15 protein-coding genes are annotated in these 21953 nt (G+C 60.1%); 9 read left to right on the top strand and 6 right to left on the bottom strand.

From position 1 onward, the window contains the following. Positions 1-26 precede the first annotated feature (26 nt). The 4 genes from LOC68_RS03320 (at position 27) to rpsU (ending at position 6373) form a co-directional block, all read left to right on the top strand. Positions 27-1511 carry a deoxyribodipyrimidine photolyase gene (locus LOC68_RS03320; protein ID WP_315858812.1) on the top strand — a complete coding sequence of 495 codons (1485 nt, stop codon included), beginning with the start codon at positions 27-29 and terminating at the stop codon, positions 1509-1511. A gap of 130 nt (positions 1512-1641) precedes the next feature. Then, on the top strand, positions 1642-5436 hold the full coding sequence (locus LOC68_RS03325; protein WP_230215761.1) for a S8 family serine peptidase: 3795 nt from the start codon (positions 1642-1644) through the stop codon (positions 5434-5436). An 81-nt stretch (positions 5437-5517) separates the two neighbouring features. Continuing rightward, a complete protein-coding gene (locus LOC68_RS28825) occupies positions 5518-5988 on the top strand; it encodes an SET domain-containing protein (protein ID WP_230215763.1) in 471 nt (156 codons plus the stop codon). Between the two features lie 187 nt (positions 5989-6175). Then, the gene (gene rpsU / locus LOC68_RS03335) at positions 6176-6373 is read left to right on the top strand and encodes a 30S ribosomal protein S21 (RefSeq protein WP_002652995.1); all 198 of its coding nucleotides are present in this window, start codon (positions 6176-6178) and stop codon (positions 6371-6373) included. A 230-nt stretch (positions 6374-6603) separates the two neighbouring features. On the opposite strand, the gene LOC68_RS03340 is transcribed toward rpsU, so the two are convergent. The 5 genes from LOC68_RS03340 to LOC68_RS03360 all read right to left on the bottom strand — a co-directional run bounded on the left by LOC68_RS03340 (position 6604) and on the right by LOC68_RS03360 (position 13307). After that, positions 6604-7263, bottom strand: coding sequence for an SGNH/GDSL hydrolase family protein (locus LOC68_RS03340; protein WP_230215765.1), 660 nt, complete (start codon positions 7261-7263; stop codon positions 6604-6606). Next, positions 7263-8534, bottom strand: a complete 1272-nt coding sequence (locus tag LOC68_RS03345) for a Gfo/Idh/MocA family protein (RefSeq protein WP_230215767.1) — start codon at positions 8532-8534, stop codon at positions 7263-7265. Before LOC68_RS03345 ends, LOC68_RS03340 begins: the two co-directional genes overlap by 1 nt. A gap of 160 nt (positions 8535-8694) precedes the next feature. Further along, the gene (locus LOC68_RS03350) at positions 8695-10758 is read right to left on the bottom strand and encodes an AAA domain-containing protein (protein ID WP_230215769.1); all 2064 of its coding nucleotides are present in this window, start codon (positions 10756-10758) and stop codon (positions 8695-8697) included. Between the two features lie 208 nt (positions 10759-10966). Further along, on the bottom strand, positions 10967-11764 hold the full coding sequence (locus LOC68_RS03355; RefSeq protein ID WP_230215771.1) for an alpha/beta fold hydrolase: 798 nt from the start codon (positions 11762-11764) through the stop codon (positions 10967-10969). Positions 11765-11930: 166 nt separating this feature from the next. Continuing rightward, entirely contained in the window at positions 11931-13307 is a 1377-nt protein-coding gene (locus LOC68_RS03360) for an MFS transporter (RefSeq protein WP_230215773.1), read from the bottom strand. 248 nt (positions 13308-13555) lie between these two features. Between LOC68_RS03360 and LOC68_RS03365 the strand changes: the two genes are divergently transcribed. The 3 genes from LOC68_RS03365 to LOC68_RS03375 are packed head-to-tail and all read left to right on the top strand — an operon-like array spanning position 13556 to position 18756. After that, a complete protein-coding gene (locus LOC68_RS03365; RefSeq protein WP_230215775.1) occupies positions 13556-14107 on the top strand; it encodes a DUF2760 domain-containing protein in 552 nt (183 codons plus the stop codon). Between the two features lie 41 nt (positions 14108-14148). Continuing rightward, positions 14149-15927: an Hsp70 family protein gene (locus tag LOC68_RS03370; RefSeq protein ID WP_230215777.1), complete on the top strand. Its 1779-nt coding sequence runs from the start codon at positions 14149-14151 to the stop codon at positions 15925-15927. A gap of 9 nt (positions 15928-15936) precedes the next feature. Beyond that, a complete protein-coding gene (locus LOC68_RS03375) occupies positions 15937-18756 on the top strand; it encodes an Hsp70 family protein (protein ID WP_230215779.1) in 2820 nt (939 codons plus the stop codon). 11 nt (positions 18757-18767) lie between these two features. Here the strand turns inward: LOC68_RS03375 and LOC68_RS03380 are convergent, their stop codons facing one another. Continuing rightward, positions 18768-19631, bottom strand: a complete 864-nt coding sequence (locus tag LOC68_RS03380; RefSeq protein ID WP_230215781.1) for a phytanoyl-CoA dioxygenase family protein — start codon at positions 19629-19631, stop codon at positions 18768-18770. 191 nt (positions 19632-19822) lie between these two features. On the opposite strand from LOC68_RS03380, the gene LOC68_RS03385 reads away from it, so the two are divergent. Both LOC68_RS03385 and LOC68_RS03390 read left to right on the top strand, forming a co-directional pair. Continuing rightward, the gene (locus tag LOC68_RS03385; protein ID WP_230215783.1) at positions 19823-20722 is read left to right on the top strand and encodes an alpha/beta hydrolase; all 900 of its coding nucleotides are present in this window, start codon (positions 19823-19825) and stop codon (positions 20720-20722) included. Positions 20723-20980: 258 nt separating this feature from the next. Beyond that, on the top strand, positions 20981-21817 hold the full coding sequence (locus LOC68_RS03390) for a CBS domain-containing protein (RefSeq protein WP_230215785.1): 837 nt from the start codon (positions 20981-20983) through the stop codon (positions 21815-21817). Positions 21818-21953: the final 136 nt, after the last annotated feature.

Here is a 21953-nt window from a genome sequence, read left to right on the forward strand (position 1 = left end):
TCCTTGCCTCCAGAGACGCACCTCCCGTGGAAGATTTCCCGCAGCTTCGACTCACCTCGTGTAATGACGCGCCGATCCGTAGTGACGGCGACTTCGTCCTCTACTGGATGATCGCCAACCGCCGGACGCGGTGTAACTTCAGCTTGCAGCGTGCGGTCGACTGGGCGCAGCATCTGAACAAGCCGCTGGTGATCTTTGAGGCGCTCCGGATCGACTATCCCTGGGCGAGTCGCCGTTTCCACCGCTTTGTCATGCAAGGGATGGGCGCCAATGCGGCGGCGATTGGGCCGACGCCGGCTCTTTATTACCCGTACGTCGAACCGACGAAGGATGCCGATCACGGCCTCTTGGCGGCGCTGGCGAAAAAATCGTGCGTGATCGTCACCGACGACTTTCCCTGCTTCTTCTTGCCCCGGATGGTGCGGGCGTTCGCGCGGAAGGTCGACGTGAAGCTGGAAGCGATCGACTCCAACGGGCTGCTGCCGATGAAGGCCGGCGACCGGACCTTTACCGTCGCCCACAGCTTCCGCCGCTTTCTGCATCACAACCTGCGTGATTACCTGGTCGAGTTCCCGCAGGAAGAGCCGCTCATCAATGCCAAGATCCCGCGGGCCGAAGCCAGCCTGATCGCCGACATTCAAAAGCGCTATCCGCCGGCGTCGGACGAGCTATTGAAGGCGACGTCCGATGCACTCGATGTGCTGCCGATCGATCAATCGGTGGGGGACGCCGTCATGGATGGAGGAAGCGTCGCCGCGCAACAGACGCTGACGAGCTTCCTTTCGAGCAAGCTGGAGCGGTACGGCGACGAGCGCAATTCCCCCGAAGCAGACGTCGCGAGCGGACTTTCGCCGTATCTCCACTTCGGCCATCTCTCGGCGCACGACGTTTTCGCCCAGTTGGCCTCCCAAGAGAAGTGGGACGTCTCGATGCTGAGCAGCAAGGCGACCGGCTCCCGCGAAGGTTGGTGGAATATGTCCCTGAGCGCCGAGTCCTTTCTGGACGAGCTGATCACGTGGCGCGAGATCGGCTACAACATGTGCTCCCGCGAGTCGAATTACGATCGCTACGAGTCGCTTCCCGATTGGGCCCAGGAAACGCTGCAGGATCACGTCCAAGATAAACGCCCCCACCTGTATGACCTGGACCAGCTCGAACAGGGGCGGACCTACGACGACCTCTGGAACGCCGCTCAGGGGCAGCTGGTATTAGAAGGGCGAATGCACAACTACCTGCGGATGTTGTGGGGGAAGAAGATTCTGGAGTGGTCGCCAACGCCGCGAGAGGCCCTGCAGGTGCTAATCCACCTCAACAACAAGTACGCCGTCGACGGGCGAAACCCGAATTCTTACAGCGGCATTTTCTGGTGTCTGGGTCGGTACGATCGGGCCTGGGGGCCGGAACGGCCGATCTTTGGCAAAATTCGCTACATGAGCAGCGATAATACGGCAAAGAAGATCCCTGTTCGGCGGTATATCGAAAACTACGCGCCTAACCGTCTTTTCCGGTAACTCCCCCAAAGGCGAATGGGCGCAGTTTTTCGGATGAACCTCCGCTCCCGCTCGTTGACTAAAGTAAGATAGAAAGGCTCCCGCCCGACAACATCGCTACAATCCTCCCTCTCCAACCCGATCGATCACCATGATTTTGCGTTCTCTTCTGTCGATCGTCATCGGCTCGTTTCTCTCGGTCGCCCTCCTCGGCGAAGAAGCGAAGTTCCCCAGCTACGGCCTGATGCCGAAGTCCGAAATCGGCGCGATCCGGTTCCTGGAAAAACATGCCGAAGCGGACGGCCGCGGCGTGGTGGTCGCCGTCTTCGACACTGGGGTCGATCCTGGCGCCGTCGGTTTGCAGAAAACGCCTGACGGTCGGCCGAAAATCATCGACATGGTCGACGCCTCGGGCAGCGGCGACGTCGATACCTCGACCGTTCGCAAGCCGAACGAAGAGGGGATTCTGGAAGGGCTGACCGGCCGCCAGTTGACGATTCCCAAGAAGTGGAAATGCCCCAGCGGCGAATATCACGTCGGCATGAAGCGGGGGTACGATCTCTTCCCCGGCGGGCTCGTCAGCCGTTTGAAGACTGAGCGGAAAAAAGAGTGGGACGAGGCGTTCCGCGCCCAACAGGCGAAGCTAAGCGACGAAATCGAAGCGTTTAACGCCGCTCACGCGAAGCCGACTGACGAACAAAAAGAAGAGCTGGCCGAGCTGAAAACGCGGCAGAAGGAGCTCGAGAAAGCGCACGGCGCTTGGGATGATCCCGGCCCGATCTACGACTGCGTCGTTTTCTTTGACGGCAAAATGTGGCGTGCGGTTTTAGATACCGACGAAGATGGGAAGCTCGACGACCAAAAGCTGATGACCAACTTCCGGGCCGAGCGGCAATACGCCACCTTCGACGACGAGGGGCTCCTCAACTACGCGCTGAACATCTACGACGACGGCAATATCCTCTCGGTCGTGACCGACTGCGGTACGCATGGCACCCACGTCGCCGGCATCATCGCCGCCTACCATCCGGAACATCCCGAGCAAAACGGCATCGCCCCCGGCGCCCAGATCGTGGCGGTGAAGATCGGCGATACGCGGGTTGGCTCCAACTCGCTCGGCACCGGCGAAACGCGGGGGATGCTCGCCGCGATCGACAACAAGGTCGACCTGATCAACATGAGCTACGGCGGCGCGGCGCCGATTCCGAACGTCGGCCCGCTGACCGAACTGCAAAATGAAGTCGTCTACAAACATGGGATCATCTGGGTCGCCAGCGCCGGCAACGACGGACCGGCCCTTACCTCGGTGACGGCGCCTGGCGGTACCACCTCGTCGATCATCGGCGTCGGCGCCTATGTTTCGCCGGAACTGGCCGAAGTGAGCTATTCGCTTCGCGACAAGCTGGAAGAAGTGCCGTACACGTGGAGTTCGCGTGGACCGGCGTCCGACGGCGATCTGGGGGTTGATATCTGCGCTCCCGGCGGCGCGATCGCTCCCGTTTCGCAATGGGCGCTTACTCCGAAGCAGCTGATGAATGGGACGTCGATGTCCTCGCCTAACGTCTGCGGCGGTTTGGCGGTCCTCGTTTCGGCCTTGAAACAAGACAAGATTCCCTATTCGCCGACGCTGGTGAAGCGAGCGATCCAGAACAGCGCCCGGGCTTTGAAAGATGGAAGTCCGTTCGCGATGGGGCAGGGGCTGTTGCAAGTTGACGCCGCCTACGACTGGCTCGCGGAAAACTCGCACCAGATTGACGCCCGACTCCGCTACGACGTGAAAGTGACCTCCCATCACAACGACCGCGGCATCTACCTGCGGGAAGCGGTTGATCTGGCGACGACGACCCAGGCCAAGATTGAAGTCGAGCCCCGCTTCCCCGAAGACGTTCCGAGCGCCGACAAGTCGTCATTCGAGATGAAGGTTCGTCTGGAGTGCGACGCCGAGTGGGTCAAGTCGCCGGAAGTCTTCTTCCTGGCGTACGGCGGCCGCGACTTTGAGATCGAAGTCGACCCGACGGCGCTTCCGCCGGGCGCCCACTACACCGAAATCCGAGGCTACGACGCCGACAATCAGGCCGCCGGGCCGTTGTTCCGCGTGCCGATCACCGTGACGCAGACCGTCAAACTGAAGTTGAAAAACACGTGGCAAGAGAAACTGAAATCGTCGGCCGGGCAAGTGGAACGCCGCTTTATCAATGTTCCGGTCGGCGCGACCTGGGCCGACCTGAAGATCTCGGCCGGCGAGTTCGCTGGTTCGCGTCTGATGGTCGCTCATACGAAGCAACTATTGCCGCAAGAGGATAGCCGCGATCAGGAAGAACGCACCTACCTGCGGTTCGTCGAAGGAGAAGTGAAGAACGTCAGCTTTGCGGTCGTCGAGGGGCGGACGCTGGAGCTTTGTTTGGCCCATTACTGGAACAGCCTCGGCGACGCCGAATTCGACTGCCAGCTCACGTTCCATTCGCTCGATCCGGTCAATCAGACGATCGTCTTTGACGGCGTCGACTATGCGAAGCGGGTCGAAGTGGTCGGCGCATTTGGCCTGGAACATCTTGGCCCGAAAGCGGAGCTTTCGACCTGGCGGCGGGTGGTTGAGCCGAAAAAAGCGGAGCTGAAACCGCTGTCGGCCGAACGTGATCAGCTGTCGGAGGAGCGTCGCAACTACGGTCTGACGCTAACCTACGACTTTACGATGGCCGAAGAAGGGGAGGTCAGTCCTCGTCCGTCGGTGATGTCGGACGACTCCGCCTTCGAGATCTGGTCAGGCCGGCTCTGGATGATCTATGACAAGAACAAGCAACAGATGGGGGTCGGCGTCTCGGGTCGCTCGGCGAAGCTGCCGAAAGGGGATTATACGCTCCGGCTCTTTCTGCGGCATTTCGATCGCGAGTCGCTCGAGAAACTGGAAGGGATGCCAATCTTCCTGGATCAAGACCTGAAGTCGAAAGCGTCGCTGCCGGTGCGGCAAAGCTTCGATCAGGTGATGAGCGGATCGGGCCGATTGTCCGGCCAGAAGATCGCCGACGGCGAGATGGAAGCCTTTTATCTGGGACGTCCGTCCGATAGCGCATTGCCGAAAACGATTGGCGCGCGGGATCGCTTCCTCGGCAAGATCTACTTCGGCGAAGAGCAGAACCAGGTCGCCGGCGCAGGGCGTCGACCGGGCGGGTTCGAGCTGATTTACCTTCCCCCTCCGCCGGCTCCGAAAGAGGAAGCCGCGACGGCCGACAAGCCGAAAGAAAAAACGCTGGAAGAGAAGATGTTCGACTTACAGGTCGCTGAACTGAGCGTCCTGGCGAAAAAGAAAAACAAGGAGCAGTTCGACCAACTGGCTGACAAGCTGCTCAAAGAAAGTCCTGACAATTTCAAGGTGCTTCAGGCGCGTCTCCACATGCTCGACGGGGACGACCGGAAAGCGCATTTGCCGGCCGTCGTCAAAGCGGCCGACAAGCTGATCCGTCTGATTCCGCAGAACAAGTTAGCCCGCTACTTCGGCCGGAAACAGGATCCGAAAACCGAGGAAGAAAAAGAGCGGAATACGGAGATGACCAACCAGAAAGACGTCCTGACCGACGCGCTTTATCGCAAATGCCGCGCGATCGCTTATATGGACCTGCCTGACGAAACCGATCCCAACATCGAAAAGAGCCCCGCTGATCCAGAGAAACGGGGGGAGCTTTTTGAAAAGACCTACCAGCAACTCGCCAGCTGGGTCGACACGACCGAAGAGAAGTACGCGCTGGTGCATGATCGCCGGTTGCGGCGAAAGGATCGTCAGGGAGAAGCGCTGGAGCTGCTCAACAAGTTGATCAAGCAAGAGCCGACCAAGCTGATTCTGTACAAGAAGCGCGCCGACATTTACGGCGAACTTGGTTGGACCTTCCTGCAGAAGTACGAAAACCAATGGCGCCTGTTGCGACAGAACGGCGATTACGCGCCGTTCTAGTCAACGCCCCTTCCCGAAATCAAGTCGCTCGTTAGCATGGATGAATCGAACGGCAACGAGTTGTAGAACGGGGCGAAGGTCTTGGACGATCTGTTTCAGGTAGGCGACACTCCTTATGGAAAGGGTTTGTTCGCCGCTCGCGCTTTTCCGAAGCGCCACTTAATCGCCATGGTCACCGGCGAAGTGATCGACGACGAACATTACTCCAGCAGCTACTGCATTGATCTGGGGGACACGTTCTCGCTCGAACCGGGCGAACCGTTCCGCTACTTGAACCACAGCTGCGAGCCGAACTGCTGCCTGGTCTATCTCGAAGAGGACGAGCCGCCGGCCGAAATCTGGCTCGAAACGATCCGCCCGATCGCCGCCGGCGATCAGCTGACGATTGACTACGCGTGGCCCGCCAATGCGGCAATTCCTTGCGGGTGCGGCGCTCGCCGTTGTCGCGGCTGGATTGTCGACCCGGCCGAGCTGAAACAACTGAAATCCGCGCAAGATCGTAAAACAAAAGGACTTACGAGCCAGGGCGATCCGTCGGCTTTGCCAATCTAGAGCGGCCCAGGTTTGGCGTAAAGCGTTCAATATTCTTGAGATAGGTCTAGGCGGAGTGACCTATAATCCGCTATATTGGTCGTTTCGCACTAGCTTGCTGGCGAGACTAGAAGGGTTTCTGGTCTCTTGAAGCGTTGGTTTTCCAACCAACGATAAATTCGTTCACGCTACGTTATTCAGGAAAGACATGGTCAAAGTTCTGGTTCGCGAGAAGGAGTCGATTCAAGAAGCTGTTCGTCGCTTCGGTAAACTTGTCATGCGCAGCGGTTTGAAGAAAGAAATGCGCCGTCGCAAGTTTTACGAAAAGCCGAGCGATCTGAAGCGTCGTGCTCGTCTCCGCGCTGAACGTCGTTCCGCCAAAGAACGCTCCCTCTACCTCGACTAGTTTTCGCGCAGCGATCGCTGCGTTGGAGAACGTCTGGGAGAGACGAAACGTACAAAGAAAAAGCCCGCGTGAGTTTCACGTGGGCTTTTCTCGTGCGCTATGCGTCTCTGGTGCCATGCTCTTGCGGCGTCTTCGCCGGATGAGCATGTCTTTGACCTGGTAAACAATTCGAAGACATGCTCTTCTCGCGAAGACGCGAGAAGAGCATGGCACCCGTGCCAAGAGACGCGTTACTTCGCGATCGCCGGCTGGACCGCTTTCGTCCAGATCTGATACCCGGCGTCGGTCATGTGCAGGCCGTCATTCTTGAACAACTCTTTTCGCGGCTTTCCATCTTCGCCGAGCATCGGCTCGTCGATGTCGATGAAGGTGAGCAGGTCTCCCTTTTCGCACTCGGCGGCGATCAGGCGATTCGTCTCGCGAACTTTGTCGACCAGGTTCCACCGCGACAAACTTGGTTTGACGGCGATGTAGATGATCTTCGTTTCGGGCAAGGTTTCATGAACCTTGGCGACGAACTTCAGGAAGTCGTCCCGCACACGCTCCGGTTTGTAGCCATGACTGATGTCGTTGTCGCCGGCGTAGACGACCACGGCATACGGCTTCAGGGGAGTCACCAGTCGATCGGCGTAGTGAACCGAGTCTTCCAGGTGCGAACCTCCGAAGCCATGGTTAACGACCGGCTGGTCCGGGAAGTACTTCGGCAGATCCCACATCCGAATGCTGGAGCTGCCGATGAAAACGACCCCTTCTTTGGCTGGCGGCGTCTTGGCGTCGCGAGCTTCAATTTTGGAGATCTCCGCATCCCAGCGAGCCGGGTCAAACTTTTCGGCCAGCGCCGGCGACGCGAAGGCCGCCAGCGCGATCAAGATCAGACAAATGCGTTTCACTAGGTCAACTCCCACGGAGCGCGATACGGACGCGAGAGCATACCGGCCGCTTCGTCGTCGCCGCTGATCGTTTCGGACTTGGCGTCCCACGCGATCTTGCGGCCGAGACGGCACGAGATGTTCCCTAGATGGCAAGCGGTCGCGGTGCGGTGACCGATTTCCGCATCGCAGATCGGCAGTTCACGCGACTTGATGCAGTCCAGGAAGTTCTTGTGGTGGTCCGAGCTGTCGTAGAGATGGACGTCGCTGTCGGTCAGCTTGATCTCGCCGATTTCGCCCGGCGTCGCTTTGAACTGGCCGCGATTGACGAAGATCTGACCCTTTTCGCCGATGAAAGTCGTTCCCTGCGGGATGTCCTTCTCTTTCTGGCCCAGGATCATCGTCACGTCGTTCGGATAGACGTAGGTGATGCGGCACGTTTCGGTGACGTCGTGCCAATGTTCCGGGTGGAAGGTCGCTTTGCCGTCGACCGAGATCGGGCCGCTGTCGTCCATTCCCATCCCCCAGTGGGCGATGTCGATATGGTGGGCGCCCCAGTTGGTCATCTGACCGCCCGAGTAATCCCAGAAGAAGCGGAAGTTGTAGTGGACGCGGTTCTTGTTGTAAGGCCGTAGCGGAGCCTGACCGAGCCAGAAGTCGTAGTCGAGTTCGGCCGGCGGATCGGAATCGGGAATCGGCTTGCCGGGGTGATTCGGTCCCGGAATGCCGACCAGCACCGTCTGCAGCTTGCCGAGGTAACCGGAGCGAACCAATTCGCAAGCCTTACGGAAGTTGCTGGCCGAACGCTGCTGCGAACCGGTTTGCACAATCCGTTTGTTGGCGCGAGCCGCTTCGACGATCTTCCGCCCTTCAACCACAGTCAGGGTCAGCGGCTTTTCGCAGTAGACGTCTTTACCCGCCTGGCAAGCTTCGATGGTCGGCAGAGCGTGCCAGTGATCGGGAGTCGAGATGACGACCGCATCGATATCTTTGCGATCGAGGATCTTACGGTAGTCGCCGTAGATTTCGCACTCGGTCCCCGCTTTATCTTTGACGGTCTTGGCGGCTTGTTCGGCATGTTTGCTGTCGACGTCGCAGATGGCGACCGCATTCTTGATGAACTTGCCGAGGTTGCCGCGACCTTGTCCCCCGAGGCCGATATGGCCGGTCACGATCCGTTCGTTAGCGCCGAACGCCGTCGAAGGAACAAAAGCAGGAGCGACAGCCAAGCCGGCCGCCGCAGCAGCCGAGGTCTTGAGAAACTGACGACGACTAGCGACAGAATGCGTCATGAAAGAACTCTCTTACGCGGGTAGGAGTAGAAAGGCTCGAAACCTTAAGAATAACCCAATCGGTCAAAATCGCAAAGTCTCGCGGTGATCCCGCAACCCTTTGCATAGCCAAAAAATGCTACATAAATCGGGAGTTAGAGTGGGCCACCGCCGCGATAACCTACTCCACTTCCTCCCAGACCGAGTGGTACGCGTCGATTGATTCTACATATTCGAGCAGCCGGGCATAGAACGGGTTCCCCCCGATTGTGGAACTGTCGCCGATCACGATCAGTTTCCGCTTGGCCCGTGTCATCGCGACATTCATCCGGCGAACGTCCGCCAAAAAGCCAATTTCGCCGTTTTCGTTCGAGCGGACGAGCGAGCAGATCACCACTTCCTGCTCACGTCCCTGGAACCCGTCGACCGAATCGCATTCGACGCCGGCCGGCAGGCTCTCGCGCAGCAAGCGAACTTGCGCCGCGTAGGGAGTAATCACGGCGATCTGTTCCGGCCGCATCTCCAGCGCGAGAAGCTGATTCACTTTGCGGACCGCCAGTTCCGCTTCGCGCGGATTGGAGCGACTTGACGAGTCGTCATCCGCCTCTTGATAGTCGGCTCCGGCGGTGTCGATGAACTGCACCGGCTTGGCCCAGATCTCGTCGGCGGCGATCAAATCGCTCAAGCTATGCCCGGCGACCGCTTCGTCCGCTTCCAGGGCGCCGTCGTAAAACTCGAGCGAGCTGAACTCCATGATGTGGTTGTGCATCCGGTATTGCCGCTCGAGCCGCTGCGCCGCTTTCGGATAGCGAGCGATCAGTCGCTCCAGCAGACTGACGCCAAAGCCGGCCGCTTCGGCCTTTTGCGAAACGACCGTCGGCGGCAACTGGCAATGGTCGCCGGCGATCACCAGCCGTTTGCTACGCGACACCGGAATCCAACAGGCGGGCTCAGTCGTTTGACATGCTTCGTCGATGACCGTCAGATCGAAAGTGCGAGCGCCGAGCAAGTCGTCATCGATGCCGGTCAGCGTGCAGCAGACGACCGGCGCTTCGTCGAGCAAACGTTCTAGAGTCTGTTGTTGAATCCGCGCGGCGTCGTCAAGCAGCGCCCGGGCTTCTTCCCGCAATGACTTCTTTTCGCCCGGCGCCGGTTTCGCACGGGTGAAGCGATCGGCTTTGCGGAAGAGCGTCTTCGCCTCGCTGACCAGTTTTTCGGCCAGCTTGGCGTCGGGATGTTCGCGAACCAGCGATTCGAGCAGCGCGTCATGCAGCGACTCGCTCACCCGCGCCGGATGTCCTAAGCGAACCGCTTTGATACCGCAGGCCCAGAATCGCTCAACCAGGTTGTCGACCGCCAGGTTGCTCGGCGCACAGGCCAATACCTTTTCGCCGCGGGCAACGGCGGCCTGAACGATTTCGGCCAGCGTGATTGTCTTACCGGTGCCGGGAGGACCATGAATGATGGCGAAATCGCGGGCCGAGAGAGCGAGTTGCACGGCCGCTTGTTGCGATGGATTGAGTCGCGCGGAGGCGAGACTTTCGTCCGGTTTGGCGAACGCGGGCGCCTGAAGTTCTAAGAGGACGTCACGCAGTTCGGCGGTTCGATTTCCGCTGGCCGACGTCGCTTTTAGCAGGGCCCGCTCTTGCCGACCGCGGGCGACGTCGTCGGTCGAGATGGCGACCGCCAGACGATCTTCTTCCCCTTCCCACAGGTCGCCGATCGCCAGTTCAACCGAAGTCGCCGTCAGTCGCGTCACCACGCCGCGGGCGCGATCTTCGCCGCTGTCGGAAAGCAATACGATTGGCGTGCCGACGCGCAGACCGTGCATCGGCAGTTCGGCCTGCGGATTCTTGCCGGTCAGCTTGCAGACGACGCGTCCACCTAAGGCCGACCATTGATCCTGCAGGCGAAGTCCCTTCAGCCGCAGGGCGGAGGGATCGTTGGCGATCCGCTCTTGCTGCTCTTGGGCTTCCCACTTCAGGCATTTCTCGAACTGGCGGAAGATCTGCGGCGTCTCGACATCGTCAGGTTCGACCCAAGCGGTCAGCTCCGGCGCGGTCTCGGCCAGTTTTCGCTGGGCTCGACCGCAAACGTCGGCCGGCAACTCGACCGCCGCCGTGCGGCGCTGCAATTGAATACGGCCGATATCGCGATTGTTAACGCCGGCCTCTTCGATCAGCAGCTTGAAGACGCCGCCGCTGGTCGTGCCGTGAGGAAGCGATTCGAGATGGAGCTTGGCCATGGGATAATTTAATGAACGTAGTTAGCACGAAACTCTCTTCCACTAGCCCGCAGCGCAAGCGAGGGAATGTGGTCGCAAGCAAATGACTAATGACTAATGACTAAGCCCTAATGTCTAATGGAAGACGTTGCTCTCCGAATTAGACATTAGTGATTAGTCATTAGACATTTCCGAATCCATTCCCTCGCTTGCGCTGCGGGCAAGTGTTTTACCCAACCTGTTGGAGGAAGTCGACGATGTAGTTCCCCAACTGCGGCTTCAACAGTAGCGTAAAGTGGTCGGCGCCGGAGACATCTACGCGAGTGGCGTGGGATGAGTCGTCGCACAGCCGATCGGCGTCGAGTCGCGCCGCGGCGTCTTCTTCTCCGATCACCACTTGCAGCGGCGTTTGGATGGCGGCGACTTGTTCGGCGGTGACGCCCAGTTCCCAATAACCGCGCGCGACGGCGGCCAAGGCCAGCGGATCGTTCCCTTCCATCAAGTTGGCGTTCATCGCCGCCAACTGACGTTCGCTGGGAGGATTGCGGCTCGACCAGAGAACTTTCATCAGCGGGTGAAGCTGGCCATGGCTAGTGAGCGAATCTTGGAGGTCTTCCCACAACTCGACCGCGTCGCCCGGCCGACCAGCGCCGGCGGCCAAGAGCAGCGTCGAACGAACGCGCTCCGGAAAATGGATCGTCGTATTGAGGGCCATCCGGCCTCCCATCGAATAGCCGACCAGGTTGGCCGATTCGATCTTCAGGTGGTCGAGCAGGCGCACGACGTCGCCGTACATCTGCTTGCCGTAAACGTCGCCATGCGGTTTGTCGCTCTTGCCGTGCCCGCGGGCATCCATCGCGATGACGCGATAAAGTTCGCTCAGGTGGTCGAACAGCTTGTAGTTGATCCAGCCATGTTCGATATTCCGCGTGAAGCCATGCAACAGCACGACCGGTTCACCGTACCCTTGCTCGACGTACCGAATCTTCACGCCGTCGCTATCAAAGTACTCATCAACGGCAGCCATACGACAACATCCTGACAATCAGCGGCGGAATTGAATGCGAAGAAATGGAACACGGAGGCCACGGATATATCACGGAAGGACACGGTAGAGAAAATGAAATCTCTCTTTCTTACCGTGGTTTTACCGTGCTCTTTCCGTGGCCTCCGCGTTCTATTCTTACTCTTGTTTAGAACTCAGGCTGGGGATACTTCACGCGGGGGGGCGTGCAGAACATGCACGCGACCGCGAGCGACGCGAAGATCGCCGTGAACAGCCACAAGACCGGCTCGTAACCGCCGAGATTGGCGGCCCCTAGATTCAACAAATAGGGGCCCGCGGCGCTACCGGCGACGATCCACGTCATCGAGCTTCCCTTAATCTTACCGAGATGGGCTCGACCGAAATACCGGGCCCACGCGCTGCTGGCGCCTGAGACGGCGACTCCCTGGGCCGCGCCAAAGACCAGTCCGAACAAGGCGGCGCCATAGACCGAATTGATGTTGGCGTAGCAAATCACGCTCATCGCCAGCCCCACCGCTCCGGCCGCCATCAGCCAGTGCAGCCGGACATGGTCGGCCAGCCATCCGCCGATGAATTGGCAAATCGCCATCGTCAAAGCGGTGCAGAGGAAGATGACCGGCGCCTCGTCTTCGCTCAGGCCGCGGCTTTCCAGGAAGCGGACCATCACAAAGGTAAGCGCGGTCGCGATCATCGCCCAGCACGACATCAGCGCCACCAGAATCCAATACGACCGGGTCAGCAGCGCTTCCCCCATGGTGAACTGCGGCAAATGCAAATCAGGGTCGACCGGTTTCTGGTCGAGATCCCCCGGCTCGGCCGGCAAGCTCTTCACCCCGTCCGGCAACTGACCGATATCTTCCGGCTTGTTGCGAAAGAAGACGAAGAGCAACGGCAGCATCAAGCCGCAGACGCCGATGCCAAGCACGACGTAGGTCATCCGCCAACCGATGTTCTCGATCAGCGATTCGGACATCAGCGGGAAGAGGGCGAGCGCGATCGGCATTGACAGATTTCGAATTCCGACGGCAAAACCAAGTCGCTGGCGAAACCACATGTCGACCGAGGTAGTCGCCAACAGGGTCAGCGCCCCTTGGCCGAACATCCGAATCAGCAGGAAGCCGAGAAACAGCGTCCAAACGCCGCTCACTTGCGACATGAACAAACAGGAGCCGCCGAAGATCAACACCACGATGGTCATCGAGCTCCGCAGTCCAAATCGGTCCGCAATTCCGCCGATCAGCGACATCGGCAGCGACGCGATGATCGTTCCCCACATGTAGGCGAACGACACGTCGAGCGGGCTCAGCGCCAAGTCGCGTGAGAAATGGGTATTGAACAGCGAAACGCCGTAGGTTTGACCCGGACTGGTCGCGAATTGGGCGACCATCGAGATCGGCAGGATCATCCAGCCGTAGAAGAAGGGAATCGCACGGACCACCCAATCCGGTTTCGCTGCGTGGGTCGACTCCGACTTCGCTTCGGCGGGCTTAATAATCCCTTCCTGCTGCGGCGGCTTCGACTCCAACTTGGCGACGGTGGACATGTGGTCCTCAATAAATAATGGATGCCAGGAAAGTTCATATCCTAACGGTCACGGCGCCGTCTCGATATGCCAATTTGTCTGCGGGTTAGCGTGACTAGGGAACTTGTAAGCGTTGTTTCCCTAAGGGCGGCATTAGGTTGCGTCGATTCCCCTTCGCGAGTTGGTAATTGCGGTAAGCAACGACGTTCGATAGGTTGGACAATCTGTTGTCGCCGTTTTTTCCCGCATTAGAGGACATACGAAATTCCATGGGCCGTCTGGGTACTGCAATAAGTCTGTTCTTTAAGGTCTTGTTCAATCGCGAAACGGCGGAAAAGGCACAGGCCGTCTTGCTGCTGCCGCCGGCGAGCGAAGCTCCCGCGAAAGAAGCCAAGCCAGAGCCCCCCAAGCCAGCGGCGCCTCCGAAGCCGGAAGTTCCGCCAGGCGTCGATGCGCTGGTGCTGCTCGCAGCGCTGCAGCGCGAAGCGCGGTTCCTCGATTTGTTCCAGGAAGACCTCAGCAGCTTTGCAGACGCGCAAATCGGCGCCGCGGTTCGCGACGTTCATCGCGATACCAAAGCGACGCTCGATCGGATCTTCGGCATCGAGCGGCTCCGGGGCGAAGAGGAAGGAACCAAGATCGCGATTCCGGCCGGCTTTAACTCGCTCGAACTGCGCCTGGTCGGCTCGGTTGGGGCGACGCCTCCGGAAAGCGCCCGCCTGGTCCATGCCGGCTGGAAGGCGACCAAGTGCGAATTGCCCAAATGGAATGGCGAACCGGAAGCGGCGAAGATTCTTGCCCCGGCGGAAGCCGAGGTTTAAGCTTCCCTTCGGCGGACTCACTCTGAATTAGGAACTGAAAGATGCCTGCCAACTTCGTCGTCGGGATTGACCTCGGCACGACCAACAGCGTCGTCGCTTACGCCGCGCTCGATACCGAGCAGGCCGAAGTCGAATTGCTCGAACTGCCGCAACTGATCGCCACTAGCACCGTCGATAAACGTCACTCGCTCCCGTCGTTCTGCTACCTGGGGGGAGACGCCGAGAAGTCGCAGCACGCGCTCGATCTTCCCTGGGCGGCGGACCGCGACTTCGCGGTCGGCGAAATTGCGCGTCGTCAATCGGCCGACGCTCCCGATCGAACCGTCGGCGGCGCCAAGAGCTGGCTCTCCCATCACAAGGTCGATCGCCAGGCGCCGATCTTGCCCTGGAACGCACCCAATGGCCTGCCGCAGATTTCGCCGGTCGAAGCGACCCGGCGTTATCTCGAACACCTGGTCGCCGCCTGGAACGAGAAGTTCCCCGAGTCGCCGCTCGCTGAACAGACCGTCGTGCTGACGGTTCCGGCGTCGTTTGACGCCAGCGCTCGCGAGTTGACCCGCGAAGCGGCCAAAGGCGCCGGTCTGCCCGAAACGCTGGTGCTGCTCGAAGAACCGCAGGCCGCCGTTTACGCCTGGTTGAATCACTGGGGAGACAAGTGGCGGAAGCAGCTGAAGGTGAACGATCGCCTTTTGATCTGCGACGTCGGCGGCGGTACGACCGACTTGACGCTGGTCGAAGTCGATGAAGAGGGGGGCGAACTATCGCTCCGCCGCGTCGCGGTCGGCAATCACTTGCTGGTCGGCGGCGACAACATGGACCTCGCCCTGGCGTTCGACGTCTCGACGTTGTTCGCCGATAAAGGGGTGAACCTCGATCCGTGGCAGTCGATCTCGCTCTGGCACTCGTGCCGCGCGGCGAAAGAGACGCTGCTGCAAGACGAAAACGCCGCGGCGCAGCCGATCTCGGTTCTCGGCCGCGGCAGCAAATTGATCGGCGGTACCGTGACCGTCGACGTTCCCCGCGATCGTGCGCTGGCGCTGTTGCTCGACGGCTTCTTCCCGAAGTGCGGCGCTGACGCGCATCCGCAGCGCGGGCACGCTTCCGGTTTCCAGGAACTGGGCCTGCCGTACGAATCGGACCCGGCGATCACGCGTCACCTGGCGGCGTTTCTGCAGGCACATCGCGAAGAAGGAAAAGCTCCGGTCACGCATGTCTTGTTCAACGGCGGCGTTTTCAAGAGCGATGCGTTCCAGGATCGCTTGATGGAAGTGCTGGCCGATTGGTCGAGCGAAGCGCCGCAGCGGTTGGCTGGCCCGCACGACTTGGATTACGCCGTCGCCCGCGGCGCCACTTACTATGGCTGGGCGAAGAAGCATGGCGGGATTCGGATCCGCGGCGGTACGGCTCGCGCTTACTACATCGGCGTCGAACGAGCCGGCCTGGCGATCCCCGGCGCCCCGCGACCGCTGAATTTGGTCAACGTGGTGCCGATCGGGATGGAAGAAGGGACGTCGATCCATGTTCCTTCGCAAGAGGTTGGACTGGTCGTAGGCGAGACCGCCAAGTTCCGCTTCTTCTCTTCGCCGATCCGCAAGGATGATCAGCCTGGACTCGCGCTCAGCCGCTGGGATGAAGAAGAGATCTCCGAAACCGATCCGCTGGAGACGCTGTTGCCGAAAGACGACGCGATTCAGGAATCGTACGTGCCGGTCAACTTCGAATCGAAGATCACGGAACTGGGGCAGCTCGAGCTGTGGTGCGTCAGTCCGCGAACCGGGGGACGCTGGAAACTGGAGTTCAACGTTCGCGAAGACGATTAGGCGGAAACTGTGGCGAAACATCAGGCAGAACCGGCGCTGCTCGACGAAGAGGCGCCGAGTCGTTACGTCGTAGGGATCGATCTCGGTACGACCAACTCGGCCGTCGCGTACGTCGATACGGAAGCGGCGCCGGGGCAATTGCAGTCGTTCTCGATCCCGCAGATCGTCGCGCCGCAGCAGGTCGAAGCCCGCTCGACGCTCCCTTCGTTTCACTACGAAGCGGCGACCAGCGAGTTCACGCCAGACGCGCTGAAGCTTCCCTGGAGCAAGAAGGACGAGTCGTACTGCGTCGGCATGTTTGCCCGCGATCACGGGGTGACCGTTCCGTCGCGGGTGATTAACTCGGCCAAAAGTTGGCTTTCCCATACCGGCGTCGATCGAACCGCGGCGCTGTTGCCGTGGCATGGAGCGTCCGACCTGGAAAAGCTCTCGCCGCTCACCGTCAGCGCGCGGCTTCTCGGCCATGTTCGCGCCGCTTGGAACGACGCCCATCCGGATCATCCGCTTGAGCGGCAAGATATCGTGCTGACGCTCCCGGCGTCGTTTGACGAAATCGCCCGCGAGCTGACGATTGCGGCGGCGGCGGAAGCAGGTCTAAAGCGGGTCGTCTTGATTGAAGAGCCGCAAGCGGCGTTTTACGCGTGGCTCGACAAGCACAAGGAGAACTGGGAGTCGCTCGTTTCGCCCGGTCAGACGATCCTGGTCTGCGACATCGGCGGCGGCACCTCCGACTTTACGCTGATCCGCGTTCGTCAGGGAGAAGACGGCAAAGTTCAATTCCACCGGGTCGCGGTCGGAGAGCATTTGATCCTCGGCGGCGATAACCTCGACCTGACGCTGGCGACCTACCTGGAACAAAAGCTCACCTCCGGCGGCAAGCTCTCGCCGGCCGAATGGTCGACGCTGGTCCGGCGCTCGCGCGTCGCGAAGGAAGAGATGCTAACCGACGATGCGCCGGCCGAGATCACGATCAACTTGCCCGCCAGCGGTTCAAAGCTGATCGGCGGCGGCCGCCAAGTAACGGTCACTAAGGAAGAGATCGAGCAAGTCCTGGTCGAAGGCTTTTTGCCAAGCGGTACGATCGAGACGCCGCTCGAAAAGCGCAGCTCTGGCTTTCAAGAATTCGGTCTGCCGTTCGCCAACGATCCGGCGATCACGCGACACTTAGCGGCGTTCCTCCGCAGTCATCGGCATGTGCTTGACGAGGAAGGCGCCACCGCCGTTCGGCCCGACATCGTGTTGTTCAACGGCGGATTCTTTGAGTCGACCCGCCTGCGCCGCAAGTTGATCGAGCAGATCAACGCCTGGTTCCGCGCGACCGATCCGCAGTACGAGTTGCAGATCCTCGACAACGATCGGCTCGATCTGGCGGTCGCTCGCGGCGCCGCCTATTACGGACTGGTTCGTCGCGGCGAAGGGGTCCGGATCGCGGCGAATTTGGCCCGCACCTATTACATCGGCGTCGGACACGACGACCAGGGGCGCTCGCAGGCCCTCTGCATCTTGCCGGCGACGACGCAGCCGGGCGAAGAGATCGACCTGCAAGAGCGGACGTTCAAACTCCGCATCTCCGAACCGGTTGAGTTCCCCCTCTTCATCTCCAGCATTCGCTTGATCGACAAGGCAGGAGAGATCGTCACGGTCGATCATGAGCAAATCCGCTCCCTCCCGCCGATTCGAACCGTGCTGCGAGCCAAACGTCGCAGCGAGGCAACGGAAGTCGCCGTCAAGCTCCATGCGCGACTGACCGAGATCGGCACGATTGAACTCTGGTGCGACGAGCAAGAGAGCGATCGGAAGTGGCGGTTGCAGTTTGACGTGCGTAGCGCCACGCAGACCGACGTCGCGGCGCATGTTTCGGACCGGGAAGCGGAAGGGGTGCTCGACGAAGAGATCTGGTCGGCGCTGCAAGCCGACCTGACCGCGACCTTCGGCGACAAGTCGACGCAGAAACCGCAGCAGCTACTACAAACGCTGGAAACGACCAGCGAGATTCCCCGCGACAAGTGGCCTGCCAGTTTGCTGCGGCGGATCTGGGGAGAACTGCTCGATCTAGAACCGGGTCGTCGCCGCTCTAGCAGTCACGAAATCCGTTGGCTCAATCTGGCCGGGTTCGCTTTGCGTCCCGGCTATGGACTGGCGCTCGACGACTGGCGCGTCTCCGAAACGTGGAAGGCGCTGCAAGGGAAAGTGGTTCATAACGACGCCAACTGCCGCGCCCAGTCGTGGATCTTGTGGCGACGAATCGCCGGCGGTCTCAATCGCGGACAACAGCAAGCGGTCGCGCAGCCGTTGATCTTGGCGCTGCGCGCGCTTCACAAACGGATCATGACAGGGCAGGGGAGCGCCACCTTCACGCCGCAAGAATCGCTCGAAGCTTGGAGGTTGCTCGGGAGTTTGGAACTGCTCGACGTCCCGATGAAGCAGGAAATCGGCGGCTGGATCGTCGACTTGCTCGGCAAACCGAAGATGGCGTCGGCTCGCTCGGCGATGGCGTGGGCCTTGGGACGGCTCGGCAGTCGCACGCCGGTCTATGGTCCGCTCAACCTGGTCGTCTCGGCCGAGATCGCCGCCGATTGGCTCAGCGCGATCTATCGCGACGCGAATCGAGATCCGATGGACCAACTAGCGGTGATGCAGATCGCGCGGCGGACCGACGATCGTTATCGCGATCTGTCGGAAGGAGAACGAACCGAAGCGGCGCGGTGGCTGGAAACGGAGAAGGCCCCGGCTCACTTTGCCCGGATCGTTCGCGAAGGAGGCGCCCTCGACAACGAAGAGCGCGACCAGGTCTTCGGCGAAGCGCTGCCGATTGGCTTGACGCTATAACTGCGTTCGCCTTACGTCTTCGACAACATTGGGAAGAACTGGCCTTCCATCTTTTCTCCCTTCGGAATCGGCGGGACGCCGACGAGCAGGACGTCGTCGCTATCGCTGCAAACGCCGTCGCGGAAGACGTTGATCACCGCCGCGCGGCGCGGGCGATTGGTTCGATTGGCGAACGAACCGTGCACCATCAGCGGATGATGAAACGTCGCTTCTCCCATTTTCAATTCCGCCGCGACCGGGTGCTGGAACTGCTCCCACTGCTCATCGGTCAGCACTTCGCGAATCGCATCCATATTTCCGGCCAGACCAGTAATCGGCAGTAGATCCCATTTGTGACTCCCCGGGACATACTGCACGCAGCCGTTATCCCGATCGGCGTCATCCAGGCCGATCCAACAGGTCAGGTGAGCCATCGGTTTGGTGCGGGTCCAATACGAGTAATCCTGATGCCATGCGACGACGCCGCCATGATTGGCCGGCTTGCAAAAGAGCTGGTCGTGCCAGAAGCGGACCTTCCCTTCGACCAGCTGTTCGGCCGCTTGCACAAACCGGGGCGACCAAAGGATGTCATGAAAGCCAGGACCGACGCGCCATGCGCCAAGCGCGTGAAATAACACCGTGTCGGGCGTCGCCGATTCGTTCGTATGATACTCGTACCACAACTCGCGGCCGTCATGATCGGCGTGGAAGAACTTCTCCAATTCTTCTCGCAGCATTTCGACTTGCTCGTCTTCCAAAATCTTCACGCCGGCCAGATAGCCGTTTTCGTGATAGAACGCGATTTGCTCGTCGGTCAGGCGAAAGTCGCCGACGGGAAACTTGCTGAAAAACGACGAGGAAACCGGAGCGTGCTGGAGAGACAGATCGGCGGCCATGCGTGATATCCAGGAAGGCGAGAAGGATGGTGGTGAGACACACGTTTTCCCCTGTGCGGCGGCAAAAATCAAGTCCGCACGTCCCCCCAGATTGATTCCCGCGCTGGGGAGGTTACCCTAAGGACTTGGCCTTTCGAGGCTGAAACACCCCCAAATCTCCGTTCCCCCTTCCTTCAAAGCGAGTTTGCCTCATGTCCAAAATCGTCTCGCCGCTAGCCCTCGTCCTCCTTCTTCCGCTTGTCGCTCTGGCTGCCGAACCGAAGCGTGAATTGCTGTGGCCGACCGGCGCACCGGGCGCCAAAGGAGACGCCGAGAATGACAAGCCGGTCGTCACCGTTTACCTGGCCGATGGCCCGAACAAGACCGATTGCGGCGTCGTCGTTCTGCCCGGCGGCGGTTACGGTCACTTGGCGCTGGGGCATGAAGGGGTGGATATCGCTAATTGGTACAACTCGTTCGGCGTGTCGGCCTTCGTCGTCGAATATCGTCACAGCGGCAAAGGCTACGCTCATCCGGCGCCAATGCAAGACGCGCAGCGGGCGATCCGCATGGTTCGCGCAAACGCCAAAGAGTTCGGCGTTTCGCCTAACAAGATCGGCGTGATGGGTTTCTCGGCCGGCGGTCACCTGGCTTCGACCGTAGCGACCCACTTTGACGCTGGCGACGCTAGCGCCGAAGATCCAATCCAGCGCGTCTCGAGTCGCCCTGACTTTGCGATTCTCTGCTATCCGGTGATCGCCTTCGATCAGCCGTTCACCCACCGCGGTTCGCAGAAGAATCTGATCGGCGAAAACGCGGATCCCGAATTGGTGAAGAGCCTCTCGAACGAATTGCAGGTTACCTCCGATACCCCGCCGACCTTCCTGTTCCACACCAGCGAAGACACCGGCGTGCCGCCGCAAAACAGCATCGTCTTCTACGAAGCGCTGCAGAAGGCGAAGGTTCCGGCCGAGATGCACATCTTCGCCAAGGGACGCCATGGCGTCGGTCTGGCCGCCAACATCCCCGGCACCAACGCCTGGCCGAAGTTGTGCGAAGCCTGGATGACGGGCCTTGGCATGCTGCCGGCCCAAGCGGACGCCGGCAAGTAACGAGCGCAGCGACAATCCTGCACAGAGGGGCGATTGGATGACAATCGCCCTTTTTTTTGCGCGAATACCAATGCCATTCTGCGGCGCCAGGCAGCGACGCAACTAGGACCGGAATAATCGTTTCTATCGCGCCAACGCCTCCAGGCAGTCCTGAAATCGACAGTTTCCCGAGGGCAATTCCCGCTTGCGTCTGCGGCGCAACCTAAAGTTGATTGAATCCCCTTGTACCGATGCTCCGCCATAGCCGCTGATTAAGACATGGCTACCGCCAAGCCCATTTTGGACCAATCGCTTAGCACCATCGTGACTTACAATCCGATGAGCGCTTCGCTCGATACGACGCTGGAAGAACTGCTAGAGCAGGTCTACATGGTCGGCTTCCATCATTGGCCGGTGATCGACGAAGATCGCCATGTGGTCGGCATCATCTCGGACGAAGACGTCGTGCGAACCGCGGCCGCTCATGAGGCGGCGAACATGTCCAACCGCTTCCACAACGCCGGCGGACCGGTTCGCGTCTCGGAGTTCATGTCGCGGCGCGTCTACTCGATCTCATTCGACACCGACGTCGCCTCCGCGCTGACGTTGATGCTGGAGAAGGGGATCAACTCGCTGCCGGTCACCGAAGACGATCGTTTGTCGGCGATGGTCACCACCAGCGACTTCCTGCGTGAGTTTTCGTTTTCTGACCATGAGGCTTGCCGAGCGGAAGTGAAGCCGCACGTCGACACGACGCCGGTTCAGGTGCCGTTCGACGCGAGCATTGAACATGTGAAGTTCGCGTGCGAGGCGGAAGGAGCGATCTACGCCGTGGTGATGAACGGCGATTTCCCGCTGGGAGTCGTCTCACGCCGCGATATCCGCCGCGCCAAAAGCCGCGACCTGGCCCGCGTGATGTATCTGAAAGAAGATCCCAAATCGATTCGCGCCAGCGACATCATCCGCGAAGCGCACTTTATACTAGCGACCGATTCGCTCCGCAGCGCCGCCAACACGATGCACGAGATGCAACTGCAAGCGCTGGTCGTCGCCAATCGTCAGAACGACCTCGTCGGCATCCTGACGCAAGAGCACATCATGCAGGCGATGCTGTAGTTCTTCACTAGCCCGCAGCGCAAGCAAGGGAATGGGGCTGCGTAGGTTCGCCGTAGATGGACGTCTTACTCCTTCATCGTCCATTCGCTCAAACTCGCCAAAATCGACCAGGCTGCTGCAACATCGCGATGGCATC

The organism is Blastopirellula sediminis (genome assembly GCF_020966755.1).
GTDB lineage: Bacteria > Planctomycetota > Planctomycetia > Pirellulales > Pirellulaceae > Blastopirellula > Blastopirellula sediminis.

Excerpts from the sequence above, each read along its gene's own strand:
- LOC68_RS03365 (WP_230215775.1), top strand. The coding sequence starts at position 13,556 with ATGGGCCGTCTGGGTACTGCAATAAGTCTGTTCTTTAAGGTCTTGTTC.
- LOC68_RS03370 (WP_230215777.1), top strand. The coding sequence starts at position 14,149 with ATGCCTGCCAACTTCGTCGTCGGGATTGACCTCGGCACGACCAACAGC.
- LOC68_RS03345 (WP_230215767.1), bottom strand. The coding sequence starts at position 8,534 with ATGACGCATTCTGTCGCTAGTCGTCGTCAGTTTCTCAAGACCTCGGCT.
- LOC68_RS03360 (WP_230215773.1), bottom strand. The coding sequence starts at position 13,307 with ATGTCCACCGTCGCCAAGTTGGAGTCGAAGCCGCCGCAGCAGGAAGGG.
- LOC68_RS03355 (WP_230215771.1), bottom strand. The coding sequence starts at position 11,764 with ATGGCTGCCGTTGATGAGTACTTTGATAGCGACGGCGTGAAGATTCGG.
- LOC68_RS03350 (WP_230215769.1), bottom strand. The coding sequence starts at position 10,758 with ATGGCCAAGCTCCATCTCGAATCGCTTCCTCACGGCACGACCAGCGGC.
- LOC68_RS03325 (WP_230215761.1), top strand. The coding sequence starts at position 1,642 with ATGATTTTGCGTTCTCTTCTGTCGATCGTCATCGGCTCGTTTCTCTCG.
- LOC68_RS03380 (WP_230215781.1), bottom strand. The coding sequence starts at position 19,631 with ATGGCCGCCGATCTGTCTCTCCAGCACGCTCCGGTTTCCTCGTCGTTT.
- rpsU (WP_002652995.1), top strand. The coding sequence starts at position 6,176 with ATGGTCAAAGTTCTGGTTCGCGAGAAGGAGTCGATTCAAGAAGCTGTT.
- LOC68_RS03390 (WP_230215785.1), top strand. The coding sequence starts at position 20,981 with ATGGCTACCGCCAAGCCCATTTTGGACCAATCGCTTAGCACCATCGTG.
- LOC68_RS03385 (WP_230215783.1), top strand. The coding sequence starts at position 19,823 with ATGTCCAAAATCGTCTCGCCGCTAGCCCTCGTCCTCCTTCTTCCGCTT.